This window comes from Ralstonia sp. TCR112 (assembly GCF_007997035.1).
Taxonomy (GTDB): Bacteria; Pseudomonadota; Gammaproteobacteria; order Burkholderiales; family Burkholderiaceae; genus Ralstonia; species Ralstonia edaphi.
On sequence record NZ_VOSS01000111.1, the window covers coordinates 1 to 11,218 of the forward strand.

An 11,218-nucleotide genomic window follows, 5' to 3' on the forward strand; every position below is an offset into this window, starting at 1 on the left:
GCTGGTTCCACACCGGCGACCTGGGCGTCTGCATGCCCGACGGCTATATCAAGATCAAGGACCGCAGCAAGGACATCATCATCTCCGGCGGCGAGAACATCTCGAGCGTAGAGGTGGAAGACGCGCTGTACCGTCACCCCGCCGTGCTGGCCGCCGCCGTGGTCGCCCAGCCGGACGCCAAGTGGGGCGAAACGCCCTGCGCCTTTGTTGAACTCAAGGACGGCGCCACCGCCACCGCAGAAGACCTCATCGCGCATTGCAAGACCTTGCTGGCCGGCTTCAAGGTGCCCAAGGCGGTGTTCTTCGGGCCGCTGCCCAAGACGTCGACGGGCAAGATCCAGAAATACGAACTGCGCCGCAAGGTGAAATCGACTTCGGCGATTGATGTGTGAGGTTGGCGGGGGCTGCCGCTGCCATATGGGGCCCCGCAATAAAACAAAGCCCCTCGCTATGGCGAGGGGCTTTGCATTCCTGCAGACCGATTCAGCTCAGCTCAATCACACCCTCACGGCACCGCCACAATCGCCATCCCGCGCGGGATGTTGCCGGTGGCGGCTGACCCGCTGGCCACGGCGGTGAGCTTGCCGGTGGTGCTGTTGATGCTGTACGCGCTGACGCTGTTGTCCACCGCGCTGACCACGTAGGCGAAGGTGCCGGCGGGGTTCACGAGCACGGTTACGGGCGCGTTGCCGGTGGGCGTGGTGTCGACCAGCGTGAGCGCGCCGTTGGCGCTGTTGATGTTGAAGACGCTGACGGTGTTGTCCAGCACGTTGGTCACATACAGGAAGCTGCCCGACGGTGCAATGGCAATGTAGAACGGGTTGGTGCCGGTCGCCACGGGCGAGCCCGATGCGGTGAGCGCGCCGGTGTTGCCGATGCTGTACACGCCCAGCGTGTTGTCGGCGGAATTGGCAACGTAGGCAAAGCCGCCGCCGGGCGCAACGGCAATGAACTGCGGTGTGTTGCCGGTGTTGACCGTGGTGCCCACCTGCGTGAGTGCGCCTGTGGTGTTGTTGATGGCAAACGCCATGGCCGTGCCCGGCGTGGCGCCGCTGTTGGCGTTGACCACGTAGGCGAAGGTGCCGGCGCTGTTGATGGTGACCGTGTACGGGTTGGCCCCGGCGGTAATTGGGGCGAGCGCGGTCAGCGCGCCGGTGCCCGTGTTGACGGAGAACGCCGACAGCGTGTTGTCTCCAAAGTTGGCGGTGTACGCAAACTTGCCGTTGGGCGTGCGCGCAATGCTGTACGGCTGCATGCCGGTGGGCGTGGCCGGGCCCACCACCGTGAGCAGGCCGGTATCGGCGTTGATGGAGAGCGTGGTGACGGTGTTGTCGTTCGCATTAGCCACGTAGACGTACTTGCCCGCCGGGTCGATGGTGAGCGACAGCGGCCCTTGCCCCACGGGCACCGACGAGCCAATGGCCGTGGGCATGCCGGTGGTCAGGTCCAGCGTGAAGGCGGAGATCGTGCCGTCGTTCGAGTTGACGGCATAGCCGAACAGCGGCCGTGGTGCACAGGCCACTGCAATGGTGGTCACGTTGCTGGTGCCGACAATGCCGCTGCCGTTGGTGACGGTGCAGTTCTCGCCCGAAGGCCGCGTGCCGACCGTGGCGGAATAGGGCTTGCCCTGTGCGAGCTTGGTCGGAAAGTGGAAGCTGCCGTTGGCGCTGACCACAACCGCATCGCCGCCGTTGTCTAGCAGCGTGACGGATTTGCCGGTGGCCAGGCCGCTCACGGTGCCGCCCACGGAGTAGGTGGCCGGGGCGGGCGCGGGCGCGGGTGCCGGCGTTGGCGACGGTGTGGGCGATGGGGTGGGCGCTGGCGTGTTGTTGTTCGTCGGCGGGGTCGTGGCTCCGGCATCGTCGCCGCCACCGCAGGCAGTGAGACCCAGCGACAGCGCGGCGGCCATGACCAGCGCGGCGCCGTGCAAGCCGCGTGTGTGCCGGGAGGCGTCGGGTGGAATTGGCGCAGGTGCCGGTTGTGCGTTTGCGTGTGCGCGGCTGCTGCGTTGCGCGTGGGCGATCAAAAGCTCGGCCATGGCTTCCCCCGGTTCTCGTTGTCGCGGTCCGCTGACTCGCGTTTCCCCGAAGGATAGAAACCCCTACCCAAACGCCGACATAGGCCAATTGACCGACAAAGCCCTCGGCTTCATGGACGGAGGCGGCGCTGTAGGTCTAGGCCATGAGATTGGCGCGATACTGGCGGCTGACGTTGTTTCTCGCCTACACGCCGCTCCCTTGCCAGCCATGTCCAACGCCACCCACAACCCCAACGCCGTCGTGATCCGCCAGCTCTCTTCTGCCAATGCGGCCGATGTGGCCGACTACCGCGCCATTCGTCTCGCTGCACTCCAGGATTCGCCTGACGCATTCGGTTCAACGTACGAGGCGGAGGTCGGGCTGTCGATGGAAGCGTTTGCCGAGCGCCTGGCCACCACCATCGTGCTGGGCGCCTATGCGGGAACCGGCAGCGACGCGCGCATCATCGGCATGGTCGGCTTCAAGCAGCAGACGATGGCCAAGCTGGCGCACAAGGGGTTTGTGTGGGGGTTTTACGTGGCGCCCGACGCGCGCGGCCGCGGCGTAGGAGCGGCGCTGGTGGAGCGCATCGTGGCGGCGGCACAGGGCCTGGTCCGGCAGGTCACGCTGTCGGTGGTGCGCGGCAACGACGCGGCGCTGGCCCTGTACGAGCGGTGTGGGTTTGAAACCTACGGCGTGGAGCCGCGCGCCCTCAAATCGACCACCGGCTATGCAGATGAAGTGCTGATGGTGCGCTTCCTGCACGGCTGAACCGGTTGAGCCTGTAGGTGCAGCGCCTACGCGGGCACGCAGGCGCTGCTGTACAGCGATGGTCGTATTGGCGCCGACCTTGTTACGCCGCTGCAACATACGGCGCCTTCAACGGCACCGGGTTGCGCAGGCTCACGTTCAGCAGGTTCCAGCTGTTGATGGTGACGATGACAAAGCTCAGCTCGGCGATCTCTTCATCGCTGAAGTGCTCGCGCAGCCGGGCGAATTCTTCGTCGCTGGCATCGCTGTGCGGGGTGTTGGTGACCAGCTCGGCCCAGCGCAGTGCGGCGCGCTCGCGCTCGGTAAAGAACGGGGCCTCGCGCCAGCCGGCCACGGCGTTCAGGTGGCGCGGGTCCTCGCCCATCTTGACGAGGTCGTTCCAGTGCATGTCGATGCAGAAGGCGCAGCCGTTGATTTGCGATACGCGCAGCAGCACGAGGTCGACCAGCTTCGCGCCCAGCAAGTCGCGGCGCAGGCCGTTCGACAGGTTCAGCAGGTTGTTGAATGCCTTCGGTGCGAGTTGGAAGTAGGCAATGCGGGGGGCTTGCGACATGAGCAGCTCCTGAGGGTTGGGGTTGATGAAGGAGCCGGCGCGGGCGGCGGGTGGCTGCCTTGCGTCGCTCCATACCCTTAAGACGCCCCGGGCGGCCGGCGTGTGACAGCTCGGCCAGAAAATCTTCGTTCTTTTATGCGCCGATGCCGATGTGCGCCAGCTTGTCCGGATTGCGCACCACGTAGATGGCCACGATGCGGCCGTTCTCGATGACGAACGACTGGGCCGATTCCAATGTGCCGTTGACGTAGCGCAGCAGGCCGGGTTCGCCGTTCACGCGGGCGTGCACGTAGCGAACCTCGCCCATGGCACGCACCAGTTCGCAGTAGATCTTGGTGATCTGGCCGGCGTCTTGAATGATGCGCATGAACGACGGCACCTTGCCGCCGCCGTCGCCCACCAGTTGTGCGTCGTCCGCCAGCAGCGCGCGGATGGCCTCGCGCTGGCCTGTGCGCGAGGCTTCGGCAAAGCGTTCGAGCAAGTCCCGATGCGCATCGGGCGCGACATCAAAACGCGGGCGCTCCTGCTGCACGCGGTCGGATGCGCGATGCACCATCTGCCGGCACGCGGCTTCGGTCTTGCCCAGCAGGGCGGCGATCTCCGCGTAGTCCTGATCGAACACCTGGCGCATGAGAAACGCGGCGCGCTCTTCGGGCGACAGCCGCTCGAGCACCCACAGCAACGCCATCGACAGGTCGCCCGCCAGTTCCACGGCGGCTTCGGGCGTGGGTGCGGTGGATTCCGGCTCCACCAGCGGCTCGGGCAGCCACCAGCCGACGTAGGCTTCGCGCTCGGCCTTGGCGGCGCGCAGGCGGTCGATCGACAGGCGGGTGACCACCGTCACGAGCCACGCCTCGGCCGATTGCAGCGCGGTCTGGTCGGTCTGGTGCCAGCGCATCCAGGCGTCCTGCAGCACGTCTTCTGCATCGGCCCGGCTGCCGAGCATGCGATAGGCAATCGCAAAGAGCCGCGGCCGCGCGGCGGTGAAGGCCGTGTCTTCGCGGTCGGTGCGGCGGGCGGCGGCTGGGCTTGGCTGGGTCATGGCGTGGCGGAGGCTTCGTCTAGGGCGGTTTCTCCCTAGACGGGCGGGCGCGGTCCGTTGTGACAGGTGCGGCGATTATGCGGCGTTCGTCACGTGTTGCGTGTCGGCCGCGTCGCGGTTGCGAGCCACGGCGCCAGCGCCTGCTGCAGCGTGCCCAGGTCGATCGGCTTGCCGAGCAGGCGTGCGCCGGGGATGGGCTCGCCAATCTCGGCCTCCGTGCCATAGCCGGACATCAGCAGCACATCCACGTGCGGCTGCAGGCGCAGCAGCGTGCGGGCGAGATCCGCGCCGGACTGGCCGGGCAGGGTGAGATCGGTCAGCATCACCTGCACGGAGCGCGTGCGCGCCAGTGCGAGGGCGTCTTCGGCATTGGCGGCAGACACGCATTGCAGGCCGAGGGTGGTGAGCACTTCCTGCATGGCTTCGCGCGAGGCGGTGTCGTCTTCCACCAGCAGCACCGTGGGCGGCTGCGACACGTCGGTGGCCGCGGCATGGGGCGCCGACGGAAGATGCGATGCCGATGGCACTTCTGCCTGCGCGTGCTCCTGTGCCTGTGCCTGCGCTGTGCGGCTGGCGTTGAGCACGTTGCGCACCATGCGCGCGAGGTCGTCACGCCGGTAGGGCTTGCCGAGCAGCGTCACGCCGGGCGGCAGCCTGCCGTCGTGCAGCACCTGGTCACGCGTGTAGCCCGACACCAGCAGCACCGGCAGCGGCGGTACGCGTTGCGCGGCGCGTATCGACAGTTCGCCGCCCTTGATGGGGCCCGGCATGATCACGTCGGTAAACAGCAGGTCGATGGGCGTGCCGCTGTCCATGAGTTCCAGCGCCGCTTCGCCGTTGGCCGCCGTGAGCACGCGGTAGCCGAGCTGCGTCAGCATGTCGACGGCGGTCAGGCGCACGTCGGTATCGTCTTCCACCACGAGAATGGTCTCGCGCCCGCCCATGGGGGTGACGACGGTGTCGGGCAATTCGGCGGCGTCGTCCGGCACAGACTCTGCGCAGCGCGGGAAGTAGAGCCGCACCGTGGTGCCCCGCCCGACCGCGCTGTCGATGGCGATGTGCCCGCCGCTCTGCTTGACGAAGCCGAACACCATGCTGAGCCCCAGGCCCGTACCGTGGCCGTCGGGCTTCGTGGTGAAGAAGGGCTCGAAGACGTGTTCGACCACTTCGGGCGGCATGCCCACGCCCGTGTCGGCGACGGAGAAGACGAGGTAGTCGCCAGGGGCAGGCTGGTCGCGCCCTTGTCCCTCCGTTTTGTCGAGGGTGACGTTGTCGGCGGAGATGGTGAGTACGCCATTGCCGCGCATGGCATCGCGCGCATTGATCGCCAGGTTCAGCAGTGCATTCTCGAGCTGGTTGCGGTCGACCTGTACGTTCCACAAGTCGTCCGCCAGACGTGTTTCCACCTTGATGGCTTCGCCCAGCGCGCGGTGCAGCATCTCGCTCATGCCCCGGACCAGCCGCGTCGGGTTGACGACCGCCGGAGACAACTGCTGCCGGCGTGCAAACGCGAGCAACTGCGCGGCCAGCGTGGAGCCGCGCTGTACGGCACGCGTGGCGGCGGCTATTCGATGTTGCACGCGCGCGTTGCCGGGTGCCTCCACGGAGAGCAACTGCAGGTTGCCGGCAATCACCTGCAGCACGTTGTTGAAATCGTGCGCCACACCGCCGGTCAGGTTGCCGATGGCTTCCATCTTCTGCGCCTGGCGCAATTGCGCTTCCACTTCGGCGCGGGCCGACAGCGCATCGGCCACGCGTTGCTCCAGCGTTTCGGTCAACTGGCGCAGGGCCTGTTCGGCGGCCTGCCGTTCGCGCTCGGTCTGCACGCGCTCGGTGGTCTCCACCACGATGGCCAGCACGCCCGCCGGGCGGCCGGTGTCGTCGGGCAGCGGGCTGTAGTAAAGGTCCATCCACACGTCTTCGGGGCGGCCGTTGCGCAGCAGGACGAGTTCCTTGTCGCGGTACGAGAGTGTGCCGCCGCCCAGGCAGACATCCATGACATGGCGGTTGAAATCGGCCACTTCGGGCCAGCCCAGTTCAACGGGGCAGCCAAGAAGATAGGGATGACGCCCGCCGGCAAACTCGGCGTAGGCATCGTTGTAGACCATGTAGCCGTGGCGGCCCCACAGCATGACCAGCGGCACCGGGCATGCCAGCACCATCTGCACGGCCGCACGCAGGCTGGGGGGCCAGTCCTGGATCGGGCCCAGATCAGTGGAAGCCCAATCGAATGCCTGCACGCGCTGCGCCATCTCACCGCTCCAGCCGAGGCAGTCATGGTGATGCGCGAGAAACGGCATAAGGTCTCCTGTCCGGCGGGCAGCACAGTGCACCCGAGTTGAGGTCATTCTAGAAAATCGGGAGGCCGGCCGGTGTCGGCGACAGACGGCTCAAAAGCGACGTGGCGCACGCAGAAAACGTGCCTGAGCCGGCCAGCACGCTTGGCGCGCGGTGACTATCATGTGCATCCGTGCGCGCGCAGCAGCGCGGTTCGCACCCACGTTTCGCATCCACCACACGCCCACACTCGCCAGGAGATTCCATGAAGTTGATCGGCATGCTTGATTCCCCGTACGTGCGCCGCACGGCCATTTCGCTCAAGTTGCTCGGGCTGCCGTTCGAGCATGCGTCGGTGTCGGTGTTCCGGCATTTCGATCAGTTCAGCGCCATCAACCCGGTGGTCAAGGCGCCCACGCTGGTGTGCGATGACGGCACCGTGCTGATCGACTCCACGCTCATCATCGATTACGCAGAAGCGTTGTCGGGCCGCAGCCTGATGCCCGCCGCGATTGCCGAGCGCCAGCATGCGCTGCGCGTGATCGGCTTGGCGCTGGCCGCGTGCGAAAAGGCGGTGCAGATCGTCTATGAACACAACCTGCGCCCGAGCGAGAAAGTGCACGGGCCGTGGGTTGAACGCGTGCACAGCCAGTTGCTGGCGGCGCTGGAAGCGCTGGAAGCGGAGTGGAAGGACGCGCCGTTGCCCGTCGACCAGAACGAGCTGACGCAGGCCGGCGTGACGGTGGCCGTGGCCTGGGCCTTCATCCAGCTGATGGTGCCGGACCGCGTGCCGGCGGCGGACTATCCGCGCCTGGTGGCGTACTCGGCAGCGGCGGAGCAGTTGAGCGCGTTTCGCGAGTTGCCGATGGATGCGGTTTGATGCAGCGGCCGACGCGGAGCGCAGTCGTATCCGCGTCGGCCGCACCTGTCTATAGCTGATGTCAGGACGGGCGACCGCGACGCCCGTATGCCAGCGTCAGCACACCGGCAAGCATGGCGCATGCGCCCAGCAGCCCGACGCCCGCGGTCGCCGTGTGTGTCAGGTCCGTCAGCCACCCGATGGCGAAGGGGCTGACGAAGCCCGACAGGTTGCCAATGGCGTTGATGAAGCCGATGCCGGCAGCCGCTGCCACGCCGTCCAGGCGCGCGGTGGGCAGGTTCCAGAACAGCGGCAGCGCCGACAGGATGCCCGCCGAGGCCACCGTCAATGCGGCCATGGCGGGCACGAGCTGGTCGACGGTCAATGCGCTCACACAAAAGCCCGCACCGGCCACCAGCGCGCACGCGCCGACCAGCGTGCCCCAGTTGCGCCGCCTGTCGGCCTGCCGCGCCACCAGGTTCATGGCCACCATGGCCACCGCATACGGCACGGCACTCAACCACCCGACCGTGACGGTGCTGGCGATGCCGGCGGCGCGAATCACGCTCGGCAGCCAGAAGCTCACGCCATACAGGCCCGCCAGCAGCAGGAAATAGATCAGCGCAAACAGCAGGACCGTGCCGTTGAGGATGTCCGACGCGCGATGCAGCGGCGCCTGCGCCGGTGCGGCCTGCGCGAGATCCGCCTCCAGACGCGCCAGTGCATCGGCATTGAGCCAGCGCACTTCGCGCGGCCGGCTCGGCAAGAGGAAGAACACCAGCACGCCCACCAGCGCCGAGGGCAGCCCTTCGAGCACGAACATCCAGCGCCAGCCGGCGTGCCCGAGCTGCCCGTCGAATGCCGCCAGGATCCATCCCGACAACGGACCGCCCACGATGCCTGCCACGGCCGTGGCACTCATGAACAGCGTGGTCATGCGGCCGCGCCGGTGCGCCGGAAACCAGTACGTGAGATACAGCACGATGCCGGGAAAGAAGCCCGCTTCCGCCACGCCCAGGAGGAAACGCAGCACGTAAAACCCGGTCGTGCTCTGCACCCAGCCCATGGCCGCCGACAGCAGCCCCCACGACACCATGATCCGTGCGATCCAGGCGCGCGCCCCCAGCCGATGCAGCAGCAGGTTGCTCGGCACCTCGAAGAAGAAATAGCCGACGAAGAAGATGCCCGCGCCGAGCCCGTAGGCGGTGGCGCTCAGGCTCAGGTCGGCCGCCATCTGCAGCTTGGCGGTGCCGATGTTGACGCGGTCGAGGTAGGCCAACACCTGGGCCAGCAGCAGGATCGGCATCAGCCGCCAGGCGATGCGGCGGTAGATGGCGTCGAGTGCCGGATCGTCCGGCGTGGTGCGGGGCAGTGCGGGTGGCGTGGCGGCGGCAGGCGCAGGCTGCGCCAGCGCACCGGCGTGCGGGTGCGGGTTCATGTGGTCTCCTTGGGTGTTGTTGTGTGTGTTGCGGGGTGCGGTGCTGACTGACGGGCTAGGCGGGCGCCCGCGAGTCGGTCTTCTGGTACAGCGTCCGGTCGAGCGTTTCCACCAGCACGCAGCATTGCCACCAGGCGCCGGCGTCTGCGCGGGCGGCAATGGCATCGCGCAGAACGTCGTGGATCGTCGCGGCCATGTCGCGCTGCATCTGGGCGGGGCGCGGGTTGGTCAGCACCAGGCGGGCGACGACGAACTGCGCTTGGGCGTCGTCACCGGCAAGAAACGTCTCGGCGATGTGCACGCGGCTCTTGAGGTCGGTCAGCCGCGCGCTGCCGCGGTCGGCCAACTGCTGGTGGATCGTGCGCAACAGCGCGGGAAAGTCCAGGCGGCGTGCCAACGGCTCGGTCGCTTCGATCACGATATGCGGCATGGCAGTGCGTGCAGAGAGTGGGTAGGCGAGCAGCCGGGCGGCGGGCATGCAGCGCCGCCGCCGGGCCGACGTCAGATGGTTTCAGCCTCGCGCACGCTCAGCGGGCTCGCGGCCGTGTAGCGGGCGATCTCGTCCTTGCGCAGGAAGGCCACGCCGGGATGCTGCTTGGCGTAGCGGAGGAAGGCGTCCCATGCGCGCACCATCTGCGGCGTGCCGCTGATGCGGTCGTGCGCGCTGATCGACATCATGCGGCGGCGCGAGCCGGCTTCTTCGTAGAGCTGGTCGAAGTCGAGCTTGATCTGCTCGAGGAAGGCCGACGGCGAGTAGTTGCGGCCTTCGATCAGCAGGATGTCGTTGTTGCGCAGCGTGTAGGGCACGACCACGAAGTCGCGGCCGTTGACCTGTTCGATGAAGGGCTCGTCGCGGCTCAGGTCGTCGATGTGATACAGGTAGCCCAGCTCCTGCAGCAGCGACAGCGTGTTGGGGCCGCGTCGCAGCCAGTTGCAGTTGTAGCCCACGGGGCGCTGGCCCGTCACCGCCTCGACCATCGTCATGGCTTCGCTCAGGAAGGCGCGTTCCTGGGCGCGCGTCATGGCGTATTGCGAACTCCAGCGCGGGCCGTGCCCGGCGGCCTCGTGGCCGCGTGCGACGATCTCGCGCGCGAGTTCAGGGTGGCGCTGCGCCGCCTCGCCGATCATGTGCGAGGTCACCTTCACGCCGTGCCGGTCCCACAGATCGAGCATGCGCGGAATGCCCTCGCGGTAACCGTAGGCAAACCACGTGTTGGTGGCCGGGTCGGACGGCATGCTGGCCGGAAAGTCGATCTTGGGGAATGGGCTGTCGGTGCCTTTGGGCGGCTGGCCGCCGGCTTCGAACTGCATCGAGATGGAAATGACGAGGCGGATGCCGTCTGGCCAGAACTGGCCTGCGCTGGGCGCGCCCGCAGCCGCTGGGCCGCTGGCCCGCGGTGCTTGCGCGGCGGCGTTGCCGGCCAGCAGCGCGCCGGCAGCCAGGGCGCTTGCCCCGGCGCCTGCACGGCTGAGAAACGTGCGGCGACCAGCGTGCGGCCGGGCGGCAGCGGTGTCGACGCGAGCGTCGGTGGAGGGCGGGGTATCAGGCAGTCGGGTCATGGCGCAAGCGCGAACGTGAAAGACCGGGGCATGCTAGCCTTCGCGAAATCGCGGAAATACCGCTGCCAATAGGAAACATCCTTTCCGAAACACGAAGAATTGCCCCATGCTCGACAACCTGCCCGCGCTCATTTCGTTTGCCCGTATCGTTTCCGCCGGCAGCCTGTCGGGCGCGGCGCGCGAGATGGATTTGCCGCTGTCCGTCATCAGCAAGCGCCTGGCGCAGCTCGAAGCCGCCCTGGGCGTACGCCTGATCCAGCGCACCACGCGCCGTCAGACGCTGACCGAAGAGGGCGTGCTGTTCCACAGCCGCGTGGTGCGCATCCTCGATGAAATCGAACAGGCCGAGTCGCTGCTGATGCAGCGTCGCCAGGCCGTGAGCGGCCTGCTGCGCGTGACGGCGCCGGGCCAGCTCGGGCGACGGCGCATTGCGCCCATCGTGGCGGCGTTTCAGCGCGAGCATCCGCAACTGAGCGTGCAGCTGGAACTGACCGACGCCGTGGTCGACCTGATCGACAGCGGTTACGACATGGCCATCCGCTTCGGCGCGCTGACCGATTCGACGCTGATCGCGCGGCCGCTGGCGCCGAACTTCCGGGTGCTATGTGCCTCGCCGGCATACGTTGCCGAGCATGGTGCGCCGGTGCATCCGGCAGACCTGGTGCAGCATCGGTGCATCCTCATCGGTGATCAGCGCCGC

General features: G+C 67.5%; 11 protein-coding genes. 4 read left to right on the plus strand and 7 right to left on the minus strand.

Annotated features, from left to right (window positions below):
* The coding region (locus FUT88_RS22645) for an AMP-binding enzyme (protein ID WP_147218576.1) at positions 1-392 on the plus strand (392 nt) is incomplete at its 5' end.
* A 113-nt stretch (positions 393-505) separates the two neighbouring features.
* On the opposite strand, the gene FUT88_RS22650 is transcribed toward FUT88_RS22645, so the two are convergent.
* A complete protein-coding gene (locus FUT88_RS22650) occupies positions 506-2,038 on the minus strand; it encodes a lactonase family protein (protein WP_147218578.1) in 1,533 nt (510 codons plus the stop codon).
* A 208-nt stretch (positions 2,039-2,246) separates the two neighbouring features.
* Between FUT88_RS22650 and FUT88_RS22655 the strand changes: the two genes are divergently transcribed.
* Positions 2,247-2,789 carry a GNAT family N-acetyltransferase gene (locus tag FUT88_RS22655; protein WP_147218580.1) on the plus strand — a complete coding sequence of 181 codons (543 nt, stop codon included), beginning with the start codon at positions 2,247-2,249 and terminating at the stop codon, positions 2,787-2,789.
* An 82-nt stretch (positions 2,790-2,871) separates the two neighbouring features.
* Here the strand turns inward: FUT88_RS22655 and FUT88_RS22660 are convergent, their stop codons facing one another.
* The 3 genes from FUT88_RS22660 to FUT88_RS22670 all read right to left on the minus strand — a co-directional run bounded on the left by FUT88_RS22660 (position 2,872) and on the right by FUT88_RS22670 (position 6,684).
* Positions 2,872-3,342 (minus strand): carboxymuconolactone decarboxylase family protein, encoded by a 471-nt coding sequence (locus tag FUT88_RS22660; RefSeq protein WP_147218582.1) that lies wholly within the window; start codon positions 3,340-3,342, stop codon positions 2,872-2,874.
* Between the two features lie 133 nt (positions 3,343-3,475).
* Positions 3,476-4,384 carry an RNA polymerase sigma-70 factor gene (locus FUT88_RS22665; protein WP_147218584.1) on the minus strand — a complete coding sequence of 303 codons (909 nt, stop codon included), beginning with the start codon at positions 4,382-4,384 and terminating at the stop codon, positions 3,476-3,478.
* A gap of 89 nt (positions 4,385-4,473) precedes the next feature.
* Positions 4,474-6,684, minus strand: a complete 2,211-nt coding sequence (locus FUT88_RS22670) for a response regulator (protein ID WP_147218586.1) — start codon at positions 6,682-6,684, stop codon at positions 4,474-4,476.
* Positions 6,685-6,926: 242 nt separating this feature from the next.
* On the opposite strand from FUT88_RS22670, the gene FUT88_RS22675 reads away from it, so the two are divergent.
* Complete coding sequence (locus FUT88_RS22675; protein WP_147218588.1) at positions 6,927-7,541, plus strand: glutathione S-transferase; 615 nt, start codon at positions 6,927-6,929, stop codon at positions 7,539-7,541.
* Between the two features lie 61 nt (positions 7,542-7,602).
* Here FUT88_RS22675 and FUT88_RS22680 read toward each other — a convergent pair whose 3' ends face one another.
* The 3 genes from FUT88_RS22680 to FUT88_RS22690 form a co-directional block, all read right to left on the minus strand.
* Positions 7,603-8,958 (minus strand): MFS transporter, encoded by a 1,356-nt coding sequence (locus tag FUT88_RS22680; protein WP_147218590.1) that lies wholly within the window; start codon positions 8,956-8,958, stop codon positions 7,603-7,605.
* A gap of 55 nt (positions 8,959-9,013) precedes the next feature.
* Complete coding sequence (locus tag FUT88_RS22685; RefSeq protein WP_147218592.1) at positions 9,014-9,388, minus strand: 5-carboxymethyl-2-hydroxymuconate Delta-isomerase; 375 nt, start codon at positions 9,386-9,388, stop codon at positions 9,014-9,016.
* A 71-nt stretch (positions 9,389-9,459) separates the two neighbouring features.
* Positions 9,460-10,518, minus strand: a complete 1,059-nt coding sequence (locus FUT88_RS22690) for a polysaccharide deacetylase family protein (RefSeq protein ID WP_147218594.1) — start codon at positions 10,516-10,518, stop codon at positions 9,460-9,462.
* 106 nt (positions 10,519-10,624) lie between these two features.
* Here FUT88_RS22690 and FUT88_RS22695 point away from each other — a divergent pair.
* On the plus strand, positions 10,625-11,218 hold a 594-nt coding region (locus FUT88_RS22695), incomplete at its 3' end, for a LysR substrate-binding domain-containing protein (RefSeq protein WP_147218596.1).

Coding starts and splice junctions, on each gene's coding strand:
- FUT88_RS22675 (WP_147218588.1), top strand. CDS start 6,927: ATGAAGTTGATCGGCATGCTTGATTCCCCGTACGTGCGCCGCACGGCC.
- FUT88_RS22660 (WP_147218582.1), bottom strand. CDS start 3,342: ATGTCGCAAGCCCCCCGCATTGCCTACTTCCAACTCGCACCGAAGGCA.
- FUT88_RS22665 (WP_147218584.1), bottom strand. CDS start 4,384: ATGACCCAGCCAAGCCCAGCCGCCGCCCGCCGCACCGACCGCGAAGAC.
- FUT88_RS22655 (WP_147218580.1), top strand. CDS start 2,247: ATGTCCAACGCCACCCACAACCCCAACGCCGTCGTGATCCGCCAGCTC.
- FUT88_RS22670 (WP_147218586.1), bottom strand. CDS start 6,684: ATGCCGTTTCTCGCGCATCACCATGACTGCCTCGGCTGGAGCGGTGAG.
- FUT88_RS22685 (WP_147218592.1), bottom strand. CDS start 9,388: ATGCCGCATATCGTGATCGAAGCGACCGAGCCGTTGGCACGCCGCCTG.
- FUT88_RS22690 (WP_147218594.1), bottom strand. CDS start 10,518: ATGACCCGACTGCCTGATACCCCGCCCTCCACCGACGCTCGCGTCGAC.
- FUT88_RS22680 (WP_147218590.1), bottom strand. CDS start 8,958: ATGAACCCGCACCCGCACGCCGGTGCGCTGGCGCAGCCTGCGCCTGCC.
- FUT88_RS22650 (WP_147218578.1), bottom strand. CDS start 2,038: ATGGCCGAGCTTTTGATCGCCCACGCGCAACGCAGCAGCCGCGCACAC.